The following is a 25,808-nucleotide window of genomic DNA, read 5'->3' on the forward strand; positions in this document are numbered from 1 at the left end:
GCCGTTCGTGCCCGCGACCGACGGTGGATGCTGGGGGTCCGCTCGTGACGGACCCCGTAACCCTACGCCGCCTGTGAATCCGACGCCAATTCGCGCGGCGGCGCCCCCATCTGCGCTAAGAGCGGAGCGCTCGCAAGGCGACGGCCGTCGCGACGGCCGCTTCGGCCGCCTCCCGGCCCTTGTCCTCCTTCGACCCGGGCAGTCCCGATCGATCGAGACCCTGCTGCTCGTCGTCGAGTGTCAGGACGCCGAAGCCGACGGGCTTGCCGGTGTCGAGCGCGACGCGCGTGAGTCCGTCCGTCGCCGCGGCGGAGACGTATTCGAAGTGCGGTGTGCCGCCCCGGATGATGACTCCGAGCGCCACGACGGCATCGGCGCCGGCTTCGAGGGCCGCCTTCGACACGACCGGCAGCTCGAAGCTGCCGGGGACCCGGACGAGCCGGTGCGAGGCGCCGGCCTCGTCGAGAGCCGCCGTCGCTCCCGCGATGAGGGCCTCGCTGATGGTCTCGTGCCAGCTTCCGGCGACGATGACGACGTCGAGACCGCTGCCGTCGACGGAGATGTCGGGTGATCCTGCACCGCTCATGTTCTGTGGTCCTTCGGTTGGGGGGATGGAGGGGGCGAAGCGTCGCGGTCGTCGACGAACGCGGGACTCGTGGTCAGCGCTGGTCGGCGGGCGGCACGGGCTCCGGCACGGGGATCACCATGTCGAGCTGGTGGCCCATCCGGTCGCGTTTCGTGTCGAGGTATGCGGCGTTGATCTCGCCGACGCCGACCACGAGGGGGACGCGCTCCGTCACGGCGATACCGCGGCCCTCGAGCTGACGCACCTTCTCGGGGTTGTTGGTGAGGAGGCGCACGGACGAGACCCCGAGGTCGTCGAGGATCGCGGTCGCGGCGGTGTAGCTGCGGGCGTCGGCCGGCAGTCCGAGGGCGAGATTCGCGTCGAGGGTGTCGAGCCCCTCCTCCTGGAGGCGGTACGCGCGCAGCTTGTTGACGAGGCCGATGCCGCGTCCCTCGTGGCCGCGCAGGTAGATCACGATGCCGCCAGAGCGGTCGATCTCCTCGAGCGCCGCGGTGAGCTGGGGACCGCACTCGCACTTGAGCGACCCGAACGCCTCACCTGTGAGGCACTCCGAGTGGACGCGCACGATCGTGCCGTCGGCGGGCTCCCCGGAGATGATCGCGACGTGATCGGCCCCCGTCTCGCGGTCGCGGTAGGCCCGCACGCGGAAGGTCCCGTGAGTCGTCGGGATCGTCGTCTCGACCTCGAAGCGCACGGCGGACTCGTCCTCGGCCTCCTCGCCGCGCCGGTCGCATGCGTCCGCGGCCTCCGGGTGGGCGTCGAGATGGGCGACGAGGTCGGCGATCGTAATGACGGGCAGATCGGATCGCCGTCCGAGCTCGAGGAGAGCCGGTAGGCGCATCATGTCGCCGTCGTCCTCGACGAGTTCCGCGATGACCCCGACGGGCTCGAGCCCCGCGAGCGTCATGAGGTCGACGGCGGCCTCGGTGTGGCCGGGGCGCGAGCGCACGCCTCCGTCGACCGCGCGGAGCGGCAGGACGTGCCCGGGACGGAGGAGATCGGACGGACGCGACGCCGGATCGGCGAGCACCCGGAGGGTGTGCGCGCGATCGTGAGCGCTGATGCCCGTCGTGATCCGGTCGGCGGCGTCGACGGAGATCGTGTAGGCGGTGCCGCGCGGGTCCTCGTTGCGAGCGACCATCGGCGGCAGCTGCAGGCGGTCCGCGATCGCATTGGTCATGGGCGCGCAGAGGTAGCCGCTCGAGTGGCGGATGGTCCACGCGATCCACTCGCGGGTCGCGAACTGCGCGGCGAGGATGACGTCGCCCTCGTTCTCGCGACCCTCGTCGTCGGCCACGATGACCGGTTTGCCGGCACGGAGAGCGTCGAGGGCTTGGGGGATCGTCGCGATCGTCATGATGCGCTCCTTCCGGCCGCTTGGAACGCGAGCATACGCTCGACGTGGCGGGCGATGATGTCGGTCTCGATGTTGACGGTGTCGCCGACCGCGAGCGCCCCGAGCGTCGTCGCCACGAGGGTCTCGGGGATGAGGGAGACCTCGAACCACGGCAGGGGCTCGTCCGGGGCGGCGAGGGAACTCACCGTGAGTGAGACGCCCTCGACGGCGATAGACCCCTTGTCCACGACGAGCGGGGCGAGCTCCGACGGCAAGGCGAACCGCAGGACGCGCCAGGCCGAGCCCGGGGTCACCGACAGAAGCGTCGCCGTGCCGTCGACGTGCCCCTGCACGATGTGGCCGCCGAGCCGGTCGCCCACGCGGGCGGCGCGTTCGAGGTTGACGGGACGTCCGACCGCGACGCCGTCGAGCGTCGACATCGCGAGGGTCTGGGCCATCACGTCGGCCGTGAAGGCCTCGTCGTCGTGGGAGACGACCGTGAGGCACACCCCGCTCACCGCGATCGAGTCGCCGAGCCGGGCGCCGGTGACGGCGAGGGGGCCGCGCACGGTCAGGCGTACGGCGTCCTCGCCGTGGTCGACGGCCGTGACGACGCCGAGTTCTTCGATGATGCCCGTGAACATGTCAGTGGCGTCCTTTCGGGGTGGCGATGAGGAGGAGATCGGGGCCGAGGGTCACGGTCTCGCGCACGGCGAGGCGCATCCCGTCGGCGATGGACTCGATGCCGAGGTCCGTGAGCGCGGATCGCGGGCCGCCGAGAAGCAGCGGAGCGAGGTACACGTGGAACTCGTCGACGAGTCCGGTCGCGATGACGGCGCTCGCGAAGCGCGGGCCGCCCTCGACGAGCAGGGAACGGATCCCGCGGGAGTGGAGGGCGTGGAACTCGCCCGGAAGGGAGGTTCCAGGCGAGGTGAGGAAACCGGCGGGGTGCGAACGAACGCGCGCGTCCGCCGGGATCTCCGATCGTCCGAAGACCACCGGGATCGGCTGGATCGGCGCGAGGTCGTCACCGAGCCGAGCGGTGAGGGCGGGGTCGTCGGCCACGACCGTGCCGGTGCCGACGGCGATGGCGTCGACGCCCGCTCGACGTCGGTGGACATCGGCTCGGGCCTCCGGCCCGGTGATCCACCGGCTCGAACCGTCGGCCGCGGCGACGCGACCGTCGAGCGACGACGCCCACTTGACGGTGATGAGCGGTCGGCCGAGCCGAGCCGTCACGAGCCAATCGTCGAGGAGGATCTCGCCTTCCTCGCTCTTCACGCCCGCGATCACCTCGATACCGGCGGCGCGGAGCCGCTCGGCCCCGCCGCTCGACGCGACGCCCGGGTCGTCCACGGAGTAGACGACGGTCGAGACGCCCGCGGCGATGAGCGCCTCGCTGCACGGGCCCGTCCGCCCGGTGTGGTTGCACGGCTCGAGCGTCACGACGACGGTCGCTCCAGCGGCCCCGCCCGGCGGGAGCTGCGAGAGGGCGTCGGTCTCGGCGTGCGGCGTTCCCGCGCCGCGGTGGTGCCCCTCGGCGATCACGCGGCCATCGGCGGCGAGGATGACGCAACCGACTCGGGGATTCACGCCACGAGCGGGCCCGAGCGCGGCGAGCTCGAAGGCCCGCGTCATCGATCCCTCGATGCCCGATTGCGTCCGCATCGTCCTCTTCCGTCCTGTCTCGATCGAGACGGACTCCGGGGTGCGGACGGTGCCGTGGCGGCATCGTCGATCACGGCCCGCGGGTTCGCGAAGCCGTCGTGCTGCCTTCCATCCGGACTCGAGTCGATCGGAACGATCGACCCATAACCGTCGGTGCTGGAGTTCCACCAGCTCAACCGCCGAAGCGGGTCGCGGACTGTCACCGCCGGTTCGGACTCTCACCGACCCCGGAGCACGTATCTCTTGTCATCGTAGATCAACGCGGCGGCGCGTGCGATATTCCGTCACCCGGGGTTACGGGAATGCCACATGGGGGAGTCGTCCCCATGGCCCTCGTCGTCCGCTCGCGTCGCGAGCGTCTCGTCGACCAGCCGCCGTGCGGTCCCCGAGTCGACGATGAGATCCGTGACGATTCCGGCCGCGAGGGCGCCCTTGAGGCTCTGGAGCTTCGAGACTCCGGAGACGACGCAGACCCGGCGTGCGACGCCGCGGAGCACGGCGATGCCGGGTCCCGACGAGCGCGCATTGAGGGCGACGCCGTCGTCGCTGCCGTCCTCCCGATAGAAGACGGTGGCCACGTCGCCCACGACGCCGGCGGCGGAGAGGCTCGAAAAGTCGTCATCGTCGAGGTACCCCCCGATGTACACCTGGCTCGGGACCCCGGCGAACGGCGAACCGAGGCCGAAAACAGCGATGTCGAGGGTGCGCTGCATCGCGACGACCCGCGCGATGCTGCGCTCCCGCCACAGCGCGGCCTTCGTCTCGGGGTCGTCGAAGAACGCGGGAACGGGGAACTGCTGGACGGCCGCTCCGTACGCCGCGCCATAGCGCTCGAGGATCTCGCTCGCATAGAGGATGCCCGTGGTGCGCGGATTGGCGGCGCCGTTGAGTTGCACGATCGTCGAGTTGTGCGTCGGCTTCGGAACGAGGTGGCGGGAGATCGCGCTCATCGTCGAGCCCCACGCGATGCCCATCGACATGTTGGAGTCGAAGAACGTTCCGAGAATTCGTGCAGCCGAGACGGCGACGCGCTCGAGCCGGTCGACATCGACGGCCTGGTCCGGGACGGGGACCACATGGGCGACGATGCCGAACAGCCTCGCGATGTCGCCCTCGAGCTGCCGCGGCATGTCGAACGGGGAGTGCACGCGGATGTCCACGAGCCCGGTTTCCCGCGCGTGACTGAGGAGTCGCGAGACCGACGAGCGCGAGGTGTGGAGCTCCGCGGCGATCGCCTCCATCGTGAGGTCCTGCAGGTAGTAGAGCTGCGCGGCCGTGAGAGCGTCCCGCGTCTTCGCGCTCAGCACGCCGGCTGACTCCATGTCCGCTCCGCCCTTCTGCACATATGTGCAACCCGCTTGAACATGTGTGAGTCTACGCCGGATGATTCCTTTCGAGGGTGCCGATGACGCATGGTCGTCGCGCCGATCGATCTATGCGAGGAGCACACCGTGGTACATCACAACCCGAACTCGGCCGAGCGCCGTGCGACCGTCTCGTCGATCGTCGATCGTCCCAACGCCCAGGTCCTCATCATCGGTGGTGGGATCAACGGCATCGCCACCTTCCGCGACCTCGCCCTCCAGGGCGTCGACGTCGTGCTCGTCGAGCGTGACGACTTCGTCGCCGGCGCGTCGTCCGCCTCGTCCCACATGATCCACGGTGGCGTCCGGTACCTCGAGAACGGCGAGTTCCGACTCGTCCGCGAGTCCGTGCAGGAGCGCAACCGCCTCATCAAGACGGCCCCCCACTACGTGAAGCCGCTCCGGACCACCATCCCGATCTACTCGACGTTCTCCGGGATCCTCTCCGCCCCGCTGCGGTTCCTCACCCACAAGGCAGGCAAGCCGACCGAGCGCGGCGCCGCCCTCATCAAGGTGGGTATGGAGCTCTACGACTCCTTCTCGCGCGACGGCGGAACCGTCCCGCGCCACCGCTTCCTCGGTCGCAAGCGCTCCCTCGAGGAGCTCCCGCGCCTCAACGCCGGGCTCAAGTACACGGCCACCTACTACGACGCGTCGATGCACGACCCGGAGCGCCTCGCCCTCGACGTGCTCCGCGACGGACTCGAGGCCGGCCCCCACGCTCGTGCTGCGAACCGGCTCTCCGCCGTCGGCTCCGAGGCCGGTGCCGTCGTCCTCCGAGACGAGGAGACGGGCGAGACCTTCCCGTTCAGCGCGGACGTCGTCGTGAACGCGAGCGGGCCGTGGACCGATCTCACCAACGCCGGACTCGGCACGCCGACCCGCTTCATGGGTGGGACGAAGGGCTCGCACATCGTGCTCGACCACCCCGAGCTGCTCGAGGCGACCGGTGGACGCGAGATCTTCTTCGAGCACGAGGACGGCCGCATCGTCCTCATCTACCCGCTCAAGGGCATGGTCATGGTCGGCACGACCGACCTCGAGGCCGACCCCTCGGAGCCGGCCGTCTGCACCGAGGAGGAGGTCGACTACTTCTTCGACCTCGTGAAGCACGTCTTCCCGGACATCGCCGTCGACCGCTCGCAGATCGTCTACCGCTTCTCCGGCATCCGGCCGCTGCCGGGTCACGGCGACACCGCTCCCGGCTTCGTGTCGCGCGACTACCGCATCGTCGAGGGCGACCTCGGCGGGACGACGCTGCTGAGCCTCGTGGGCGGTAAGTGGACGACCTTCCGCGCGCTCGGCGAGCATCTCGCGAACGAGGTCCTCGGCAAGCTGGGGCAGGAGCGCACGGTCTCGACGGCGGCGCTCGCGATCGGCGGAGGCCGCGACTATCCCACGACGCCCGCAGCGCGTCGCGTGTGGGTGAGCGCTCGCGCCGACGCCCTCTCCGCCGAGCGGGTCGACGAGCTGCTCGAGCGCTACGGCACCCGGGCCGATGCCTTCATCGCGCTCGCCGACGACGCCGACGAGCACCCCCTCGTCTCCGTGCCGTCGTACAGCCGCGAGGAGATCGCGCACATCGCGCGCACCGAGCAGGTCGTGCACCTCGAAGACCTCGTCCTCCGGCGCACGAGCATCGCCTTCACGGGCCGTGCCTCCCGCGCGGCGCTCGACGAGCTCGCCGAGATCACCGCCGGTGCCCTCGGCTGGGACGAGGCCACGCGGGACGCCGAGGTGGGGCGCACGGCAGCGCTCCTCGTCGAGCGTCACGGTGTGGATCTCGACGCCTCCCTGCGGGCGGAGACGAACGCGACGCGCTGATCCCCAGCGCGTCCGCGCGGCTCTTGTCGCGACACCCGCCTGACGATACGTTTCAGGGGGGTTGACAATCCTCGCCGAACGTCCGGGACAGACCCGGCCGGCGTGACTGAAAGAAGGTCAATGTGGACACTCCTCTGGCAACAATCTTCCTGAGCGAGGTGGTCGGTACCGCGATGCTCCTCCTCCTCGGTGGTGGCGTCGTCGCGACCGCGATCCTCGCGAAATCCAAGGGTCTCGGCGGGGGGTGGCTCCTCATCAACTTCGGGTGGGGTCTCGCCGTCTTCGCCGGTGTCACGGTGTCCTACTCCTCGGGTGCCCACCTCAACCCGGCGGTCTCGATCGGTCTGCTCACGACCGGGGCGATCTCGTTCGTGCAGTTCCTCGTCTACGTGGCGGCCCAGATGATCGGCGCGATCATCGGTGCCGTCCTCGTGTGGCTGACGTTCAAGCAGCATCTCGACGCCGAGACCGACCCGGGTGCAAAGCTCGGCGTCTTCTCGACGGGCCCCGCGATCCGCAACTACGGCTGGAACCTCGTCACCGAGATCATCGCGACCTTCGTCCTCGTCTTCGTCGTCATCGGCTTCGGCCGCGCCGGTGACCCCGAACTCGGCTCGCCGGCGGGTCTCGCCGCCCTCGGCGCCGTTCCCGTCGCGCTCCTCGTGGTCGGTATCGGTGCCTCCCTCGGTGGCCCGACCGGCTACGCGATCAACCCCGCCCGTGACCTCGGTCCGCGAATCGCCCACGCCTTCCTGCCCATCAAGGGCAAGGGCTCGAGCGACTGGGCCTACGCCTGGGTCCCCGTCGTCGGACCGCTCATCGGCGGCGTCCTCGCCGGTCTCCTCTCCGGCGCGCTGCTCCCGCTGCCCGCTTGACCAACCGGGTGCGGCGACCACGGTCGCCGCACCCGCCCGACACGTCGTCACAACAAAGGAGTTAACCCATGGCGCAATACGTCATCGCCATCGATCAAGGCACGACATCGTCTCGTGCGATCATCTTCGACAAGTCCGGCTCGATCATCAGCACGGGCCAGCTCGAGCACGAGCAGATCTTCCCCAAGGCGGGGTGGGTCGAGCACGACCCGAAGGAGATCTGGAACAACACGCGCGAGGTCATCGGCCAGGCGCTCTCGAAGGCGAACATCACCCGCCACGACATCGCCGCGATCGGTATCACCAACCAGCGTGAGACCGCCGTCGTGTGGGACAAGAACACGGGTGAGCCCGTCTACAACGCCATCGTCTGGCAGGACACGCGCACGCAGTCGATCGTCGACCGCCTCGCGAAGGACGGCGGAGTCGAGCGCTTCAAGCAGACCGTCGGTCTGCCTCTCGCGACCTACTTCTCTGGCACGAAGATCGTGTGGATCCTCGAGAACGTCGAGGGTGCGCGCGAAAAGGCCGAGGCCGGCGATCTCCTCTTCGGCACGACCGACACGTGGGTGCTCTGGAACCTCACGGGAGGCACGGAGGGCGGCGTCCACGTCACCGATGTGACCAACGCGAGCCGCACGCTCTTCATGGACCTCGAGACGCTCGCGTGGGACGACGAGATCCTCGCGGCCTTCGACGTGCCGAAGTCGATGCTCCCGGAGATCAAGTCCTCGAGCGAGGTCTACGGCACCGCGTCGACGCACAGCCTGCTGCGTGAGGTGCCCATCGCGGGCATCCTCGGCGACCAGCAGGCCGCGACGTTCGGCCAGGCGGCGTTCCAAACCGGCGAGGCGAAGAACACGTACGGCACCGGTAACTTCCTCATCTTCAACACCGGTGAGGAGATCGTGCGCTCCGAGAACGGGCTGCTCACGACGCTCGGATACAAGCTCGGTGACGCGAAGCCGCACTACGCGCTCGAGGGATCGATCGCCGTCACCGGTTCGCTCGTGCAGTGGCTCCGCGACAACCTCGGCCTCTTCTCGAACGCTCCCGAGATCGAGACGCTCGCGAAGCAGGTCGAGGACAACGGCGGCGCGTACTTCGTGCCCGCCTTCTCCGGTCTCTTCGCCCCGTACTGGCGTCCCGATGCCCGTGGCGCCCTCGTCGGCCTCACGCGGTACGTGAACAAGAGCCACATCGCCCGCGCTGCTCTCGAATCGACGGCTTATCAGACGGCCGAGGTCATCGACGCCGTCAACGCCGACTCCGGCGTCCCGCTCACCGAGCTCAAGGTCGACGGCGGCATGACCGCGAACGACACGCTCATGCAGTTCCAGGCCGACATCCTCGGCGTTCCCGTCGTGCGTCCCGTCGTCGCGGAGACCACCGCGCTCGGTGCCGCCTATGCGGCCGGTCTCGCGGTCGGCTTCTGGGCCGACCTCGACGACCTCGCCAAGAACTGGCAGGAGGACAAGCGCTGGGAGCCGCAGATGCCGTCCGAGCAGCGCGACAAGCTGTACCGCAACTGGAAGAAGGCCGTCACGAAGACCTTCGACTGGGTGGACGAGGACGTCGAGTGACGCCCTCCCACCGCGCCTGAACACGGACCGCCGGGACTCTCGAGTCGTCGAGAATCCCGGCGGTTCTGCGTGTCGCGACCCGGTCAGTCGGTCGCGTCGGCTCCCGTGGCCTCGGACGGCCAGCCGTCGGCGGGGGAGCGCGGATCCGTCGCGAGGATCGCGGCCGTCCACTCGTCCTCTCGACCGTCCCGTCCGGTCGCTCCGAGGCGGCGGGTGCCCTCGAAGCGGAAACCCGCGAGGCGGGCGACGCGAGCGGACGGACGATTGCCGCGGTATGCGCGCCACTGCACGCGCTGGAGGTCGGCTCCGTCCGCGTCGAACGCGTAGTCGAGCACCGCGGAGACCGCTTCCGTCATGATGCCGAGGCCGCGGCCCTGCGGGGACAACCAATAGCCGATCTCGCCGGCGCCGTCGCGGATCCCCTCGACGCCGATCATGCCGACGAGTTCGGTGCCGTCGTCGGTGCGGCGTCGGATCGCCCACGTGCGCGCGGTGCCGGCCTCCCATCCCGCCGGCACGAACGCGTTGACGAAGCCCTCGGCCGCATCGCGTCCGTACGGCGACGGGACGGTCGTCCACCGCTGCACCGCGGGGTCCTGGCAGGCGGCGGTGATGGCGTCGACGTCGTCCGACGTCGGGATGGAGAGCACGAGGCGCAAGGTGCCGAGCTCGACCGGATCGGTCATGCCGGGACCGACTCGACGTTCGTCACAGCCTCAGCGCCGCCGCAGCAGGCCGACGCGGTCGTACACGTCGGAGAGGGTGGCGTCGGCGACCGCATCGGCCTTCGCGGCGTTGACGGAGAGGATGCGATCGAGTTCCGCCGGGTCGTCGAGCAGCTCGAGCGCGCGTGAACGGACGGGTTCGAATTCCGCGAGCACGACCTCGGCGAGCGACTTCTTGAAGTCGCCGTAGCCGGACCCGGCGAATTCGTCCTCGATCGCGGGGACGGGCCGACCGGACAGGGCGGAGTAGATCGTCAGGAGGTTCGAGACACCCGGTTTGGCTTCGCGGTCGAAGCGGACCGACCCCTCGTCGTCCGTGACCGCGCGCATGATCTTCTTCCGTGTGGCCGACGGCTCGTCGAGCAGCCACAGCACCCCGGCGTGGGACTCCGCCGACTTCGACATCTTCGACGTGGGGTTCTGGAGATCGTAGATCCGGGCCGTCTCCTTCTGCGTGATCGCTTCGGGGACCACGAAGGTCTCGCCGTACCGCGAGTTGAAGCGCTCGGCGAGGTCGCGGGTGAGCTCGATGTGCTGCCGCTGGTCGTCGCCGACGGGCACGACGTTCGTTCGGTAGAGCAGGATGTCGGCGGCCATGAGGACGGGATACGCGAAGAGGCCGACGCTCGTCGCGTCCGTGCCGTATCGGGAGGACTTGTCCTTGAACTGCGTCATGCGCCCGGCCTCGCCGAACCCTGTGATCGTGTTGAGGATCCAGGCCAGTTCGGCGTGTGCGCGAACGTGCGACTGCACGTAGAGCGTCGACGACTCGGGCTCGATGCCCGCTGCGATGTACTGCGCGGCGGTGCGGCGGGTCTTCTCCCGCAGCTCGGCGGCGTCGTGCGGCTGCGTGAGGGCGTGCAGGTCGACGACGGAGAAGTAGGCGTCGTAGTCGCGCTGCAGCGTCCGCCATTGCAGGAGAGCGCCGATGTAGTTTCCGATCTGGAGCGAGTCGGCGGAGGGCTGCATTCCGGAGTAGAGACGGGGCGAGGTCATTGTCGTCCTTCGCGAGAGGATCCACCGAGGCGGATCCGGATGAGTGGGGGAGAAATCAGATGGCGTAGTCGACGACCACGGGGGCGTGGTCCGACCATCGGGTGTCCCAGGCGCTCGCCCGGTCGATCGCATAGGACGTGACGGTCGCCGCGAGAGCGGGAGAGGCCATGTGGTAGTCGAGGCGCCATCCGGTGTCGGTGTCGAACGCTTTGCCGCGCTGCGACCACCACGTGTATGGGCCTTCGACCTCGCCGGCGTGAGCGCGTCCGACGTCGACCCAGCCGTGGCCCGTGCCGACGCTGCCGTCGACACCCGTGACCTCGGCGCCTTCCTCGCCGAAGAAGCGGTCGAAGTACGCGCGCTCCTCGGGGAGGAAACCGGCGTTCTTCCGGTTGCCCTTCCAGTTCTTGATGTCGAGCTCGCGGTGGCCGACGTTGAGATCGCCGACGACGAGCGCATACTGGGCGTGTTCCCGGAGCTGGGGCAGACGGACGGTCATGGCGTCGAGGAACTTGTACTTCTCGACCTGCTTCGGGGTGCCGACGTCGCCCGAGTGCACGTACGTCGAGACGACGGTGATGGGGGTGCCGTCGACGTCGTAGTCGGCCTCGAGCCAGCGGCCGGCGCTGTCGAAGTCGTCGGCACCGAAGTCGACGCGGTGGACGTGAGCTGCGCGGCGGCTCGCGAGAGCGACTCCGGCCCGGCCCTTCGCCGTGGCCTCGTCGTGGAGCACCGTCCAGTCGGAGCCGAGGAGCGCCTCGATGTCGGCGGTCGACGCACGCACCTCCTGCATCGCGAGGATGTCGACGTCGCGACCGGCGAGCCACTCGCCCATGCCCTTGCGGTAGGCGGCGCGGATGCCGTTGACGTTCACGGAGGCGATACGGACGGGACGATCGGGCATTGCTCCAGTTTAGTCGTGACCGCCGACACGGCTCAGGGGCCGGCGGCTCAGGGGACGAGCGGGCGGCCCGTCGCGGCGGCCGTCGCCGCCTCGTCCTCCGCGACCGCGCGATCGAGCGCCCGGCGGGCTCGGAACCGGGAGACGGGCCCGCCGGCCTCGTCGAGCCGGCGGCGCGCAGCGTCGAGAGCCGACGCGGCGACGATCCGACGCGCGTCGAGCTCGCGTTGCGCCTGCTGCTCCGGCGTGTAGCGAGCGACCTCGACCCCGCGATCGTCGAGCGTGACCGCGATCCAGGTGGCGCACAGGAGGACGACCCGCCACACGATAGCGAGCCAGAGGAGGAGACCGATGAACACCGCGAAGGTCGCGAGCAAGGGATTCCGGGTCGCTCCGCCGAGGAGGTAGCCGCTCGCGATGCTCAGCGCGGCGAGGAGGACGCTCCCGGCCCCCGCGCCCACGAGGAGGTCGCGCGGCGGGATCGGGATCGCGCTCAGCACGCGGAAGATGAGGGCGAGGGCGATGACGTTCACGACGACCGAGACGAGGACGCCGACGATCCGGATGCCGACGGCGACGGGGGCCGATCCCTGGTCGAGCCCCAGCACTCCCGCGATCCAGTCGAGCGCCGCGGTGCTCACGACGGAGACGAGTCCGCCCGCGATGAGGAGCACCCCGAACCCCAGGGCGAGCCCGAGGTCGATCGCCTTCTGCAGGAGGAAGAAGCGCGTGACCGGTGGGACCCCGAACACGGCCCGGACGGCCTGCCGCATGAAGCCGAGCCACCCGATCGCCGTGCCGATGAGCCCGATGAAGGCGATCCATCCGACGAACTCGACGTCCTCGAGGGCGTTCGGGGAGATGATGCCGCCCTCGGCGATGAGTCCCGGCACGTAGCTGTTGATGATGTCGATGAGTGCGGAAAGGATGTCGGGGTTCGATCGGAGCCACACCCCGGCGAGGGAGAAGCTCACGAGGATCGCCGCGAAGACCGCGAAGACCGACTGGAAGCTCATCCCGGCCGAGAGGAGCTCTCCGTCGCGCTCGCTGAAGCGCGTGAGGACTCGCACGGGCTTGAGCGCCATCACGCGTTCGGCGAGTCCCGTCACGCGACCCATGAAGGTCGAGGAGTCCGGCGTCGGACGGTCGGCCGCGCCGTCCCCCCGGGGATCGGTGTCGGGTCGCGGGGCCATGGGGAGAGCCTAACGACCGCGTGGTCCACGTCGAAGGGGTGGCCGAGTCCCGCGAACGGGGGGCGTTCTGACAGAATGTTGTGAGGCGTGTGCCGAAGCCGACCGACGTTCCCAGCCGGCCGCACGCCCGTCGTCCGAGGTGGTCCGTGAATCCCAGCATCCGATACTCCGCGTGGACGGACAGCCCCGATTGGGTGCTGCTCGTCACGCGACGGATCGTCGTCGCCCTGAACTCGGCTCCGGACCACGCTCTCATCTCACGGTTGTGGTCGACCGCCTCGGCCGAGGGCGCCACCGTCGACCGCGTGCTCGACGTCGTCCCTGCCGAGGTCGCTGGTTCGCCGCTCCCGTTCGCCGTCGTGGGCATGCCGGTCGACGACGACTCGGGCGTCAGCTTCTTCGTCCATGCGGGTGCCGGACTCGACGTACTCGCCTCCGGCGCGCGCCGGCGAATCGTCGCCGAGAGCGGGCCGTGGTTCCGCACGCGCCTCGAGGCAGTGTCACACGTAGCGCTCGGCGACCCCGCGCAGATCCACGCCCCGGCTCTCCCGCTCACCGAGGGGGTCGTCCGTGCCGCCCGCCTGGACATGGTCTTCGCCGACGAGCGGTTGACCCAGCCGCGTACGGGCGCCGTCAGCGTCGCCGAGGCGGCCCACGACGGACATACGGTCCTGCGATCGGACCTCCCGCGGCCCCGCGATCTCGCGGCTCCCGACGAACCGGCGGTTCTCGGCGGGCCCCGCACTCTCATGTACGGCTACCGCCTCAACGGGAGCCAGCCCTTCGCCCTCGACGTCCCGCACTACTTCGGGCGCAACCCGAAGCTGCCGTCCGCTGGCGGGCGGGTCGTCATCGTCCAGTCGTCGACGAAGTCCGTCTCGGCGACGCACGTGAAGATCGAGCAACTCGGCGACAGCGTCGTCGTGACCGATCTCAAGTCAACGAACGGCACGTCGCTCATCGTCCCGGACTCGAGCTGGCAGCGCCTCGCCGCCGGGCAGTCGCTCGTCGTCCCCGCCGGTACTTTCATCGACATCGGCGACGGCAACGTCATCGAGGTCATGCCCGGCCAGCCCCTCGAACCGGGCCGCTAGTCGTCTCCGAGCCGGCGGCGAATCATCGCACGACCGTCGTGCCGCTCGCAACGCCCCCCCGCACGGCGACGGCGGCCCGACAGGAGTTCCTGCCGGGCCGCCGTCGTGACGAGGTGAGGCGGAGATCAGGCGGTGCCGCGCATGAGCGCGGACTTGACCTCGGCGATCGCCTGCGTGACCTGGATGCCGCGCGGGCACGCCTCGGTGCAGTTGAAGGTGGTGCGGCAGCGCCACACGCCGTCCTTGCCGCCGAGGATGTCGAGGCGGACCTTCGCCTCGTCGTCGCGGGAGTCGAAGATGAACCGGTGCGCGTTCACGATCGCGGCCGGACCGAAGTACTGGCCGTCGGTCCAGAACACGGGGCACGAGGACGTGCACGCCGCGCACAGGATGCATTTCGTCGTGTCGTCGAAGCGGGCGCGGTCGACGACCGACTGCACGCGCTCCTTGCCGGCCCCGGGCATCGTGCGCGCCTGGAGGAACGGCTGTACCTCGCGGTACGACGCGAAGAAGGGCTCCATGTCGACGATGAGATCCTTCTCGAGGGGCAGACCCTTGATCGCCTCGACGTAGATGGGCTTCGAGATGTCGAGGTCCTTGATGAGTGTCTTGCAGGCGAGGCGGTTGCGTCCGTTGATGCGCATGGCGTCGGAACCGCAGATACCGTGCGCGCAGGACCGACGGAACGTGAGCGATCCGTCCTGCTCCCACTTGATCTTGTGCAGAGCGTCGAGGATGCGGTCCGTCGCGAACATCTCGACGTCGAAGTCCTGCCAGCGCGGCTCGTCGTCGACGTCGGGATCGAAGCGACGGATGATCAGCGTGACGGTGAACGACTCGATCGCGTCTGCGTCGCTCGGTGCTGCGTCGAGGGTGGCCGTCGACATGTCAGTACTTCCTCTCCATCGGCTCGTATCGGGTGATCACCACGGGTTTCCAGTCCAGGCGGATGTGGTCCGCCGGATTGGCCGAGTGCGGGTCTCCCGACAGGTAGGCCATCGTGTGCTTCATGTAGTTCTCGTCGTCACGCTTGGGGTAGTCGTCCCGCATGTGGCCGCCGCGGCTCTCCCGGCGGTTGCGCGCGGAAAAGACGACGACCTCGGCGAGGTCGAGGAGGAATCCGAGCTCGATCGCCTCGAGAAGGTCCGTGTTGTACCGCTTGCCCTTGTCCTGCACCGAAATGCCGAGGTAGCGTTCGCGCAGACCGTGGATGATCTCGGTGACATCCGCGAGCGACTCGTCGGTGCGGAAGACCTGCGCGTTGCGGTCCATGTTGTCCTGGAGCTCCTTGCGCAGCACCGAGACGCGCTCGGTTCCCGTCGCCGACCGGAGCTGCGCGATGAGCTCGCGGATCTCCTTCGTCGGGTCCGCGGGAAGCGGCGTGAAGTCGACGCCCTGCACGTACTCGACGGCGTTGCGGCCGGCGCGCTTGCCGAAGACGTTGATGTCGAGCAGCGAGTTGGTGCCGAGACGATTCGATCCGTGGACCGAGACGCACGCGCACTCGCCCGCGGCGTAGAGGCCCGGGACGACGGTCGTGTTGTCGCGGAGCACCTCGGCCGCGACGTTCGTGGGGATGCCGCCCATCGCGTAGTGCGCCGTGGGCATCACGGGCACCGGCTCGACCACGGGGTCGACGCCGAGGTAGGTGCGCGCGAACTCGGTGATGTCCGGAAGCTTCGTCTCGAGGACCTCGGCTCCGAGGTGCGTGCAGTCGAGGAGCACGTAGTCCTTGTGGGGACCGGCGCCGCGGCCCTCGGCGACCTCCTGGACCATGCAGCGCGCCACGATGTCACGCGGGGCGAGGTCCTTGATGGTGGGCGCGTACCGCTCCATGAAGCGCTCGCCCGAGGCGTTGCGGAGGATCGCGCCCTCACCGCGGGCGCCCTCCGTGAGGAGGATGCCGAGCCCTGCGAGACCCGTGGGGTGGAACTGGAAGAACTCCATGTCCTCGAGCGGGAGCTTCTTGCGCCAGATGATGCCGACGCCGTCGCCCGTGAGGGTGTGCGCGTTCGAGGTGGTCTTGTAGATCTTCCCGAAGCCGCCGGTGGCGAAGATGATGGCCTTCGACTGGAAGACGTGCAGGTCGCCGGTCGAGAGCTCGTACGCGACGACGCCGGAGGGCTGCTCGACGCCGTCGACCTCGGTCATGACGACGTCGAGCACGTAGAACTCGTTGAAGAAGTTGATGCCGAGCCGGACGCAGTTCTGGAAGAGCGTCTGGAGGATCATGTGACCGGTGCGGTCGGCGGCGTAGCACGCGCGCCGCACCGGCGCCTTGCCATGATCGCGCGTGTGTCCGCCGAAGCGGCGCTGGTCGATCTTGCCCTCGGGCGTGCGGTTGAAGGGCAGACCCATGTTCTCGAGGTCGATGACCGCGTCGATGGCCTCCTTCGCGAGGATCTCCGCAGCGTCCTGGTCGACGAGGTAGTCGCCGCCCTTCACTGTGTCAAAGGTGTGCCACTCCCAGCTGTCCTCCTCGACGTTCGCGAGCGCCGCGGCCATGCCGCCCTGCGCCGCTCCCGTGTGGGACCGGGTGGGGTAGAGCTTCGAGATGACGGCGGTCTTCGCTCCGGGACCGGCTTCGATCGCAGCGCGCATGCCGGCGCCACCGGCGCCCACGATCACGATGTCGAACTGGTGGTAGTGGACGCCGTCCACGATCGTCGATTCGGACGCGGAAGTACCTGAGGGATTCGTCATGGTTCCTGTGACTAGGGGGCGGGGCAGAAGGAGGGGAGCAGGTGGGCCTGGTCGGCGCTCACCGCGGGGCACGGGTCGAACGTGAAGACGACGAGCGTGCCGAGCACGATGAGGACGACGACCGAGGCGAGGATCGCTCCCTTGAGGACCTTCCGGAGGACGGGGGTGCGGGCGTAGTCGTTGACGATCGTGCGCATGCCGTTGCCGCCGTGGATCATCGCGAGCCACAGCATGAGCGTGTCCCAGACCTTCCAGAACGGGTCGGACCACTTGCCGCCGACGAAGGCGAAGTCGATCGCCTTCACGCCCTCGCCGACCATGAGGTTGACGAAGAGGTGACCGAAGATGAGCACGAGGAGCACGACGCCGGAGACGCGCATGTACACCCAGCCCCACTTCTCCCAGTTGACGCCGCGACGCTTCGCGGAGCCCGCAGGGGTGCGGGGGGAATCGATGGTGGTGGAAGTCATGACCGTTCCCCTCAGTGGCTGAACACGTTGATGAGGTGCCGCGGCACGAAACCGATCATCGTGATGACCCAGAGGCCGATCACGACGTAGAACATGGCGCGCTGGTACACGGTGCCCTTCGACCAGAAGTCGATGAGGATGATCCGGATGCCGTTGAACGCGTGGAAGACGATCGCGCCGACGAGGGCGACCTCTCCGAGACCCATGACGGGCGTCTGGTACGTGCCGATGACCGCGTTGTACGCCTCTGGCGACACTCGCACGAGGGCGGTGTCGAGGACGTGCACGAGGAGGAAGAAGAAGATGGCCACGCCCGTGATGCGGTGGAGCACCCACGACCACATGCCCTCGCGGCCGCGGTAGAGGGTCCCCGCGGGACGCCGCGACGTCGTGGTGGAGAGTTCTGGCTCTCGCGATTGCTCCGGTGTTCCGACAGTCTTCACTGACACGAAACGACCTCCCATTTCCGGCGGGGGTTGTCGGGGCCTCTGCGGCCCCGTGCGTCACTTCGGCGCGTTGTACCAGTCTATTCGCGACCGCGGACATTGTCCCTTTAGGGGACCCTAACCCTCTCGACGTCGAGAGAGTCCCGGCGTCGTCGTCCGGGTGACCGCCGCAGCGCTCAGAGCCACTTGTTGCGGCGGAACAGGGCGAACAGTCCGACCCCCGAGGCGAGCAGGAGCGCGAGGGCGAACGGGTAGCCGAGGTCCCAGTGCAGCTCGGGCATGTGATCGAAGTTCATGCCGTAGATGCCTGTGATGATCGTCGGACCGAACAGGATCGCGGCCCACGCGGAGATGCGCTTCACGACCTCGCCCTGCTGCAGGCTCGTCTCCGTCATCCGGGCGATCTCGTCGTTCTGGCGCTGCGCGACGAGCGTGCCGTTGACCGTAAGGATGTCGCGCAGCAGCTGACGGAACGCCGTCACCTTCTCGTCGATGTGCTGGAGGTGGTCCGACACGTCGCGCAGTCCGCGCTGGAGTTCCGGCGCGACGCCGTACTTCTCGCTCCCGAGCTCGAGTCGACGCACGACGTCGAGGAGCGGCTGCTCGGCCCGCTCGAAGGCGATGACCTCGCGAGACAGCTCGTAGATGCGCCGCGAGACGGTCGTGTCACCCTCGAAGACCTGCTCCTCGATCTCGTCGATGTCATTGGAGAGGCCCTGGACGACGGGAGAATACTCGTCGACGACGGCGTCGATGATCGCGTAGAGCACGGCATGCGGCCCGAGGGAGAGCAACTGGGGATTGTCCTCCATGCGCGAGCGAACACCCGTGAGCTGCGGCGCTTCGGCGTGGCGGAGGGTCACGATGAAGTTCGGCCCGACGAAGAGGTGCAGCTCGCCGAACTCGAGCCGCTCGTCCTCGTCGACGTAGTCGGCGGCGCGGAGCACCATGAAGAGGACGTCGTCGTAGCGCTCCATCTTCGGGCGCTGATGGGCGAGCACGGCGTCCTCGACGGCGAGGGCGTGCAGCCTGAACTCGTCGGCGATCGCGCCGATCTCGTTCTCGTCAGGGCGGTAGAGACCGATCCAGGCGAAGCCGTCCGGCGTGTTCCGCAGCGTCTCGAACGCTTCGGAGAGCGTCGCGGGGGCTGAGACCTTGTGGCCGCCCGAGTAGATCCCCGCTGCCACGAGGCTGTCGCGATCGTCCGGTGCATGTACGAGGCGGCGAGCGCCGCGGGTCGCCGCCGAGCGCTTCACATCGGGAAGCGGGATGCCGAGGGTGTTGCGTCCGTCCACTGCTGCCCCTTCCATGACGTCATCACTGTAGACCTCTCGACAGAGTGCCGGCCGATCGCGGCTCGGCGGAATCGCGTGTCGGTATGGTGGCCCCATGACGACGTCTCTCGAGCGGTTCTACAGCGTGATCCCGGCCGGCGGCATCGGCTCCCGATTGTGGCCCCTCTCCCGCGCCGACGCCCCGAAGTTCCTGCACGACCTGACCGGCAGCGGGAGCACGCTCCTCCGCGCGACCTACGACCGACTCGCGCCGATCGCGGGAGCCGACCGGATCATGGTGGTGACGGGGCGCGCCCACCGTGCGGCCGTCGAGGCGCAACTCCCGGGTATCGCCGACCACAACATCGTCCTCGAGAGCGAACCGCGTGAGTCGTCCGCTGCCATCGGACTCGCCGCGGCGATCCTGTCCCGCCGTGAACCCGACGTGATCATCGGATCATTCGCGGCGGATCACGTGATCCGCTCCTCGCGCCAGTTCCGCGCGACGGTCGCGGAGGCCGTCGCGGCAGCCGACGCCGGCTACGTCACGACGATCGGCATCCAGCCGACGGAGCCCGCGATCGGTTTCGGGTACATCAACAGCGGCGAGAGCCTCTCGATCGACGCCTCGCCGAACGCCCTCCGCGTCCGCTCCTTCGTCGAGAAGCCGAACCTCGCGACCGCGCGTCGCTACCTCCGCTCGGGGGAGTACCTCTGGAACGCCGGGATGTTCATCAGTCGGGCTGACGTCCTCCTGGAGGAGCTCGGCCGTTCCGAGCCGGAACTCCGCGACGGACTGCTCGAGCTCGCGGCCGTCTGGGACGACCCGGCCCTGCGCGGTCCGGCCGTCGACCGCATCTGGCCGGATCTGCCGAAGGTCGCGATCGACTACTCCGTCGCCGAGCCCGCGGCGAAGGCCGGTCGGCTCGCGGTCGTTCCCGGCCACTTCGACTGGGACGACGTCGGCGACTTCGCGTCGCTCGCGAAGATCAACTCGGGCGGGCGTCCGACGGACCTCGCGATCCTGGGTGAGAACGCCCGCGTGCTGTCCGACTCGTCGAGCGGCATCGTCGTCACTCAGACGGCGCGCGTCATCAGCCTCATCGGCGTCAACGACATCGTCGTCGTCGACACCCCCGACGCCCTCCTCGTCACGACACGCGAGAACGCGCAGCGCGTGAAGTCGGTCGTCGACGCCCTCAAGCTGTCGGGCAGGGGCGACGTCCTCTGACCCTCCCCGGCACGTCCGGCACGACACTCGAGGGGGCCCCGGTCGTCCGGTTTGCACAGGAGCGTCCCGCTCGTCTTGCGCATCGGGAGATGACTGACAAGATTGTCTCCGACGGCCCCTGACGATGTGGGCGCGACCCTGTCTGTTCCTGCACCCACGACCAGTGGAGATCCCGTGACCACCACCCCATCGGGCAACGCGCTCCTGCCCGACCTCACCACATTCGACGCCGTGCTCTTCGACCTCGACGGCGTGCTCACGCCGACGGCCGGCGTGCACATGCACGCGTGGAAGCTCATGTTCACCGAGCTCTTCGAGGCCTGGGGCGTGACGAAGCCCTACCTCGACGAGGACTACTTCCTCTACCTCGACGGCATGCAGCGTTACGAGGGGGTCTCCCGCCTGCTCGCCTCCCGCGACATCTCCCTCCCGTGGGGATCGCCCGACGACGCGCCGACGGCCGAGACGGTCTGCGGCGTCGGCAACCGGAAGAACATCGCATTCGCCGAGACTCTCGCTCGCGACGGCGTCGCCCCCTATCCGGGCTCGGTCGCCATGCTCGACGCACTCGAGGCCGCCGGAGTGCCGAAGGCCGTCGTGTCGAGTTCGAAGAACGCCGAGGCCGTCCTCACGGCGGCCGGACTCCGCGAGCGCTTCGACGTCGTCGTCGACGGAGCCGTCGCAGAGGTCGAGGGGCTCCCGAGCAAACCGGCCCCCGACATGTTCCTCCTCGGCGCCGCACGTCTCGGCGTCGACGCCGCGCGTGCCGTCGTCGTCGAGGACGCGGCGTCCGGCGTCGCCGCAGGAGCCGCCGGCGGCTTCGCCCTCGTCCTCGGCGTCGACCGCGGTGCGGGGGCCGACGCGCTCCTCGCCTCCGGCGCCAACGTGGTCGTCTCCGACCTCTCCGAACTGCTGTCGGCCGACTCGGCCGCGGCGGCGCAGTGACCCTCGCCTCCAGCCTCCGACCCGAAGGACCCACACAACCCATGGCGATGATGGATCGCGAACGCTTCCCGGTCGATCCGTGGAAGCTCGTCGAGAAGAAGTTCGACCTCGACTCCGCCGGCCTGAGTGAGACGCTCTTCTCGATCGGCAACGGCTACGTCGGGATGCGCGGCAACAACGCCGAGGGCCGCAAGGCGCACGAGCACGGCACCTTCATCAACGGTCTCCACGAGACCTGGCAGATCCGGCACGCCGAGCAGGCCTACGGGTTCGCGGAGGTGGGCCAGACGATCGTCAACGCCCCCGACGCCAAGGTCATGCGTCTCTACGTCGACGACGAGCCGCTCTCGCTCGACGAGGCCGAGCTCATGGACTACACACGCACGCTCGACTTCCGGTCGGGCGAGTTGTCGCGCGAGCTCGTCTGGTTCACTCCGGCAGGCAAGAAGGTGCGGGTCAAGACCACCCGTATGGTCTCATTCGTCGAGCGACACCTCGCTCTGATGACCATGGAGGTCACGGTCGAGGACGCCGACGCCCCGGTGACGATCTCGTGTCAGATGCTCAACCGGCAGGACGGCGAGGACGAGTACGGCGGAGCGCCCGGTCGCAGCGGCAAGTCGTTCGACCCCCGCAAGACGGAGAAGATCGCCGACCGCGTCCTCATCCCGGGGGAGTACTGGCAGGACGGCGGCCGCAGCGTGCTCAGCTATCGCGTCGCCAACTCCGGCATGACGGTCGCCGTGGCCGCCGATCACACGATCGACACGGACAACGACTACGTGCACCGCACGATCATCGAGCCCGACATCGCGAAGAACGTGTACCGCGTCCAAGCGAAGGCCGGCGTCCCCATCAGTATCACGAAGTTCGTGAGCTACCACTCCTCCCGTGGCGCCCCCACGCGCGAGCTCATTAACCGGTGCCGCCGCACCCTCGACCGCGCTCGTTCGGAGGGCATCGAGGCTCAGCGCGAGAAGCAGCGCGATTGGCTCGACACCTACTGGCGTGCGTCCGACGTCCAGGTCGACGGTCAGCCGGAGATCCAGCAGGCCGTGCGCTGGAACCTCCTCCAGCTCGCCCAGGCCGCGGCTCGCGCCGACGGGCTCGGCATCCCGGCCAAGGGCCTCACGGGCAGCGGGTACAGCGGTCACTACTTCTGGGACACCGAGATCTACGTCCTCCCGTTCCTCAGTTACACGACGCCGCTGTTCGCGCGGAACGCGCTCCGCATGCGCGAACAGATGCTGCCAGCCGCGCGCAAGCGGGCGGCCCAGCTCAACGAGGACGGCGCGCTCTTCCCGTGGCGCACCATCAGCGGGGAAGAGGCCTCCGCCTACTACGCGGCGGGAACGGCGCAGTACCACATCAACGCCGACGTCACATATGCGCTCGCCCGTTACGTCCGCGCGACCGGAGACACCGAGTTCCTGCACCGCGGCGCGATCGACATCGCGGTGGAGACGGCGCGGCTGTGGGCGACGCTCGGTTTCTGGCGCATCGTCGACGAAGAGACCGAGACCTTCCACATCCACGGTGTGACCGGTCCGGACGAGTACACGACCGTCGTGAACGACAATCTCTTCACGAACGTGATGGCGCGGTTCAACCTCCGCTATGCGGCTCGCTCGGTGCGGGAACTCCAGCAGTCGGACCCGGCGGCGTTCTCGCTCCTCGCCGCGCGTCTCTCGCTCCTCGAGTCCGAGATCGAAGAATGGGAGCGCATCGGCGCCTCGATGGCGATCCCGTACTCGGACGCCCTCGGCATCCATCCCCAGGACTCGCTGTTCCTCGATCGCGAGGTCTGGGATCTGGCGAACACGCCCAAGGATCAGATGCCGCTGCTGCTCCACTTCCACCCGCTCGTCATTTACCGCTTCCAGGTGCTCAAGCAGGCCGACGTCGTGCTGGCGCTCTTCCTCCAAGGCGACGAGTTCACCCACGAGGAGAAACTCGCGGACTTCGAGTACTACGACCCGCTGACGACGGGCGACTCGACGCTGTCGGGCGCGGTGCAGTCGATCATCGCGGCGGAGATCGGGTATCAGGACCTCGCTCTCGACTACTTCCACGACTCGCTCTTCGTGGACCTCGCCGACCTCCACAGCAACGCTGCCGATGGTGTTCACGTCGCCTCAGCGGGCGGTGTGTGGAGTTCGCTCGTGAGCGGCTTCGGCGGCATGCGCGACTACGACGGCAAGCTCTCCTTCGATCCGCGGCTCCCCGCCGAGTGGACGAAGCTCGCGTTCAACCTCATGTGGCGGGGCAGCAAGCTCGTCGTACGGGTCCGACCCAATGAACTGAGCGTCACCGTCGTCGAGGGCGAGCCGGTCGAGTTCTCGGTGCGAGGCACGTCGTACACCGTCGAGTCGGGGGCCGAGCTCATCGTCCCCTTGCGCGATCAGGGGCCGCGGATCCCCGGCAAGCCCACCCAGCGGATCCACTCGCGAGCGCGTCGCGACGACGGCACCCTCATGACAGCGAGCCTGCCCGTCGTGAGCAATCTCGTGCACGAGGACGACATCGACGCGACGTGATCGGCTCCGCGCTGACCGCCCGGTCCGGGCGTCAGCAGTGTCGACCGCATCCGCCTGCGCGTCGAGGAGGGACTGTCGCTCTGACTCTCTCCCGTGTTAACGTCGATGCGTGAAGTTGTGACTCCCGTCCTGCACCCGCGTCCGAGGCCGCCGTCGATTCCGACCGCGCCGCCCGGCGGGTGATCGGTCTCCGGGGTACGACTCCTCCGCTTCGACGTCCCGCACGTCGACGACGAGGTCAGCACCCTTTCGACGACGGTGGGTGTCACGTGCGAACTTCTTCTTCTTCTTCTTCTTCGATCTCTCGCTCGGCCTCTCGGCTCGCCCCGACCGCGAACGACGGCGGCGACGTCCGTCACATCACGGTCGAGGGGGTGTCGCGGACTTTCGGGGACCGACGCGTCCTGACGGATGTGTCGTTCGTCGTACCTCCCGATGCGCGCATCGGGCTCATCGGAGAGAACGGCGCCGGCAAGTCCACCCTCCTGCGCATCGCCGGAGGTGCGGATCAGCCCGACACGGGGTCCGTCTCGGTGCCGCTCCGCACCGGTTCGTTGTGGCAGGAGGCGTGTGCGGCGCCGGGAACGACCGTGGCCCGATTCCTGGAGGCGTCGACCGATGAGGTCCGTCGGCTCGAGCGTGAGCTCGAAGCGGCGGCCGAGGCGCTCTCCGAGCGGTCGGCGGATGCGACGCACCGGTACGAGGCCGCGCTCGATGCGGCGGAGCGAGCCGACGTCTGGTCCCTCGCGGCGCGCGTCGCCTCGATCCTCGCCGCACTCGGCGTCGACGGTATCGACGGCGACCGGCTCCTCACGGAGGTGAGCGGCGGTCAGCGCGCGAGGCTCACCCTCGCGGGCGTCCTGCTCGCGCGACCCGACGCGCTCCTCCTGGACGAGCCGACCAACCATCTCGACGACGCCGCCGTCGCCTTCCTCCGTGACGAACTCGTCGGCTGGCGGGGCCCGGTGCTCTTCGCGAGCCACGACCGCGCCTTCCTCGACGAGGTCGCGACATCGCTCCTGGATCTCGATCCAGCGCGCACGCCGTCCGATCCACGTGGCAGCGGTGCGGGTGTCGCCGTCTTCGGTGGCGGCTTCACCGAATACCTCGCGAGGAAAGCGGAGGAGCGGACACGGTGGGAGCGCCGGTTCCTCGACGAGGAGCGAGCGCTCGCCGGCCTCGCGGACGTCGTCGCGCGGACGGGTGACGACCTCCGCTTCACGGGCGTGCGACGGGACAACGACAAGTTCATCGGGCCGTTCAAGGGCGCGAAGGTCGAGGCGCAGATCAGTCGGCGCATCGGCGACGCGGAGCGGCGCATCCAGGAGCTCGAACGCACGCGTGTCGAACCGCCGCCCCGACCGCTCGTGTTCTCGGGGATCCCTGTCGGCTTCGGAGTCCTCGCAGAGGGAGAACCGCTCGTCCGGCTGCGCGGCGTCACGGTCGATGGTCGGCTGACGCTCGACCGGCTCGACATCCTGCCCGAGTCCCGCATCCTCGTCACGGGGGCGAACGGCGCGGGGAAGTCGACGCTGCTCTCGGTGCTCGCCGGTCGAGTCCGAGTCGACGAGGGCACGGTCGCCCGACGGAAGGGCCTCCGGGTGGGACTGCTCGAACAGGACGTGCGGCTCGGCGATCCCGACGAATCGCCTCGCTCCCTGTACGGACGGACGCTCGGGGAGGAGCGGGCCGACCGCACCCCGCTGGAATCGCTCGGTCTCCTCGCGGCGCGCGACCTGGATCGCCCGGTCGGATCGCTGTCGGTGGGTCAGCAGCGCCGCGTCGCGCTCGCGCTCATCCTGGCCCGCCCGCCGCACGTCCTCCTCCTCGACGAGCCGACGAACCACCTCTCGCTCGCGCTCGCCTCCGAGCTCGAGACCGCGCTCGGCGGCTACCCGGGAGCGGTCGTGATCGCGAGCCACGACCGCTGGTTGCGGCGCCGCTGGACGGGCGCCGAAATCGGCTTGGAGGTCGTCTCCCGCTCGTGAGAGGGGCGCTCGATCGGTGGGCGCGGGATACACGCAACCGAGCGGGAAATCACCGCTTCGCGGCGCTAT

Annotated in this window: 22 protein-coding genes and 1 riboswitch; of the genes, 8 read left to right on the forward strand and 14 right to left on the reverse strand. The window is 69.0% G+C overall.

Going from position 1 to position 25,808, the window contains the following annotated elements:
* Positions 1–115 precede the first annotated feature (115 nt).
* The 5 genes from ribH to ELQ90_RS14745 all read right to left on the reverse strand — a co-directional run bounded on the left by ribH (position 116) and on the right by ELQ90_RS14745 (position 4,912).
* A complete protein-coding gene (ribH, locus tag ELQ90_RS14725; protein ID WP_128496056.1) occupies positions 116–586 on the reverse strand; it encodes a 6,7-dimethyl-8-ribityllumazine synthase in 471 nt (156 codons plus the stop codon).
* Between the two features lie 73 nt (positions 587–659).
* Entirely contained in the window at positions 660–1,943 is a 1,284-nt protein-coding gene (gene ribB, locus ELQ90_RS14730) for a 3,4-dihydroxy-2-butanone-4-phosphate synthase (protein WP_128496057.1), read from the reverse strand.
* Complete coding sequence (locus ELQ90_RS14735) at positions 1,940–2,566, reverse strand: riboflavin synthase (RefSeq protein ID WP_128496058.1); 627 nt, start codon at positions 2,564–2,566, stop codon at positions 1,940–1,942. The genes ribB and ELQ90_RS14735 overlap by 4 nt, the downstream gene beginning before the upstream one ends.
* A 1-nt stretch (position 2,567) precedes the next feature.
* Entirely contained in the window at positions 2,568–3,590 is a 1,023-nt protein-coding gene (ribD, locus tag ELQ90_RS14740) for a bifunctional diaminohydroxyphosphoribosylaminopyrimidine deaminase/5-amino-6-(5-phosphoribosylamino)uracil reductase RibD (protein ID WP_243696202.1), read from the reverse strand.
* Positions 3,591–3,684: 94 nt separating this feature from the next.
* A riboswitch (FMN riboswitch) is annotated at positions 3,685–3,830 on the reverse strand.
* A gap of 44 nt (positions 3,831–3,874) precedes the next feature.
* Positions 3,875–4,912 carry a sugar-binding transcriptional regulator gene (locus ELQ90_RS14745; protein WP_128496059.1) on the reverse strand — a complete coding sequence of 346 codons (1,038 nt, stop codon included), beginning with the start codon at positions 4,910–4,912 and terminating at the stop codon, positions 3,875–3,877.
* A 90-nt stretch (positions 4,913–5,002) separates the two neighbouring features.
* On the opposite strand from ELQ90_RS14745, the gene ELQ90_RS14750 reads away from it, so the two are divergent.
* From ELQ90_RS14750 to glpK, 3 genes are all read left to right on the forward strand, one after another.
* A complete protein-coding gene (locus ELQ90_RS14750) occupies positions 5,003–6,778 on the forward strand; it encodes a glycerol-3-phosphate dehydrogenase/oxidase (protein WP_128496060.1) in 1,776 nt (591 codons plus the stop codon).
* Positions 6,779–6,900: 122 nt separating this feature from the next.
* Positions 6,901–7,653, forward strand: a complete 753-nt coding sequence (locus ELQ90_RS14755; RefSeq protein WP_279432141.1) for an MIP/aquaporin family protein — start codon at positions 6,901–6,903, stop codon at positions 7,651–7,653.
* 68 nt (positions 7,654–7,721) lie between these two features.
* Positions 7,722–9,236 carry a glycerol kinase GlpK gene (gene glpK / locus ELQ90_RS14760; RefSeq protein WP_128496061.1) on the forward strand — a complete coding sequence of 505 codons (1,515 nt, stop codon included), beginning with the start codon at positions 7,722–7,724 and terminating at the stop codon, positions 9,234–9,236.
* An 83-nt stretch (positions 9,237–9,319) separates the two neighbouring features.
* Here the strand turns inward: glpK and ELQ90_RS14765 are convergent, their stop codons facing one another.
* From ELQ90_RS14765 to ELQ90_RS14780, 4 genes are read right to left on the reverse strand one after another with little or no spacing between them, the layout of a single operon-like run.
* Positions 9,320–9,922 (reverse strand): GNAT family N-acetyltransferase, encoded by a 603-nt coding sequence (locus ELQ90_RS14765; protein ID WP_128496062.1) that lies wholly within the window; start codon positions 9,920–9,922, stop codon positions 9,320–9,322.
* 30 nt (positions 9,923–9,952) lie between these two features.
* Entirely contained in the window at positions 9,953–10,957 is a 1,005-nt protein-coding gene (gene trpS, locus ELQ90_RS14770) for a tryptophan--tRNA ligase (RefSeq protein ID WP_128496063.1), read from the reverse strand.
* A gap of 55 nt (positions 10,958–11,012) precedes the next feature.
* Positions 11,013–11,861 carry an exodeoxyribonuclease III gene (locus ELQ90_RS14775; RefSeq protein ID WP_128496064.1) on the reverse strand — a complete coding sequence of 283 codons (849 nt, stop codon included), beginning with the start codon at positions 11,859–11,861 and terminating at the stop codon, positions 11,013–11,015.
* Positions 11,862–11,908: 47 nt separating this feature from the next.
* Positions 11,909–13,051, reverse strand: coding sequence for a YihY/virulence factor BrkB family protein (locus ELQ90_RS14780; protein ID WP_128496065.1), 1,143 nt, complete (start codon positions 13,049–13,051; stop codon positions 11,909–11,911).
* 146 nt (positions 13,052–13,197) lie between these two features.
* Here ELQ90_RS14780 and ELQ90_RS14785 point away from each other — a divergent pair, with 146 nt between their 5' ends.
* Positions 13,198–14,145, forward strand: a complete 948-nt coding sequence (locus ELQ90_RS14785) for an FHA domain-containing protein (RefSeq protein ID WP_128496066.1) — start codon at positions 13,198–13,200, stop codon at positions 14,143–14,145.
* A gap of 125 nt (positions 14,146–14,270) precedes the next feature.
* Here the strand turns inward: ELQ90_RS14785 and ELQ90_RS14790 are convergent, their stop codons facing one another.
* The 5 genes from ELQ90_RS14790 to ELQ90_RS14810 all read right to left on the reverse strand — a co-directional run bounded on the left by ELQ90_RS14790 (position 14,271) and on the right by ELQ90_RS14810 (position 19,074).
* Positions 14,271–15,032 (reverse strand): succinate dehydrogenase iron-sulfur subunit, encoded by a 762-nt coding sequence (locus tag ELQ90_RS14790; RefSeq protein WP_128496067.1) that lies wholly within the window; start codon positions 15,030–15,032, stop codon positions 14,271–14,273.
* A 1-nt stretch (position 15,033) separates the two neighbouring features.
* Positions 15,034–16,848, reverse strand: a complete 1,815-nt coding sequence (sdhA, locus tag ELQ90_RS14795; protein ID WP_128496068.1) for a succinate dehydrogenase flavoprotein subunit — start codon at positions 16,846–16,848, stop codon at positions 15,034–15,036.
* A gap of 11 nt (positions 16,849–16,859) precedes the next feature.
* Positions 16,860–17,318, reverse strand: a complete 459-nt coding sequence (locus tag ELQ90_RS14800; RefSeq protein WP_128496069.1) for a succinate dehydrogenase hydrophobic membrane anchor subunit — start codon at positions 17,316–17,318, stop codon at positions 16,860–16,862.
* Positions 17,319–17,329: 11 nt separating this feature from the next.
* A complete protein-coding gene (gene sdhC, locus ELQ90_RS14805; protein WP_243696214.1) occupies positions 17,330–17,662 on the reverse strand; it encodes a succinate dehydrogenase, cytochrome b556 subunit in 333 nt (110 codons plus the stop codon).
* A gap of 278 nt (positions 17,663–17,940) precedes the next feature.
* Positions 17,941–19,074, reverse strand: a complete 1,134-nt coding sequence (locus tag ELQ90_RS14810; protein WP_128496071.1) for a magnesium and cobalt transport protein CorA — start codon at positions 19,072–19,074, stop codon at positions 17,941–17,943.
* A 79-nt stretch (positions 19,075–19,153) separates the two neighbouring features.
* On the opposite strand from ELQ90_RS14810, the gene ELQ90_RS14815 reads away from it, so the two are divergent.
* The 4 genes from ELQ90_RS14815 (at position 19,154) to ELQ90_RS14830 (ending at position 25,739) form a co-directional block, all read left to right on the forward strand.
* The gene (locus ELQ90_RS14815) at positions 19,154–20,269 is read left to right on the forward strand and encodes a mannose-1-phosphate guanylyltransferase (RefSeq protein ID WP_128496072.1); all 1,116 of its coding nucleotides are present in this window, start codon (positions 19,154–19,156) and stop codon (positions 20,267–20,269) included.
* A 174-nt stretch (positions 20,270–20,443) separates the two neighbouring features.
* The gene (locus ELQ90_RS14820) at positions 20,444–21,214 is read left to right on the forward strand and encodes an HAD family hydrolase (protein ID WP_128496073.1); all 771 of its coding nucleotides are present in this window, start codon (positions 20,444–20,446) and stop codon (positions 21,212–21,214) included.
* Positions 21,215–21,261: 47 nt separating this feature from the next.
* Entirely contained in the window at positions 21,262–23,751 is a 2,490-nt protein-coding gene (locus ELQ90_RS14825) for a glycoside hydrolase family 65 protein (RefSeq protein WP_128496188.1), read from the forward strand.
* Between the two features lie 413 nt (positions 23,752–24,164).
* Entirely contained in the window at positions 24,165–25,739 is a 1,575-nt protein-coding gene (locus tag ELQ90_RS14830; RefSeq protein WP_243696204.1) for an ABC-F family ATP-binding cassette domain-containing protein, read from the forward strand.
* Positions 25,740–25,808 lie beyond the last annotated feature (69 nt).

The sequence above is a fragment of the Labedella phragmitis genome (assembly GCF_004078635.1).
Classification (GTDB): Bacteria; Actinomycetota; Actinomycetes; order Actinomycetales; family Microbacteriaceae; genus Labedella; species Labedella phragmitis.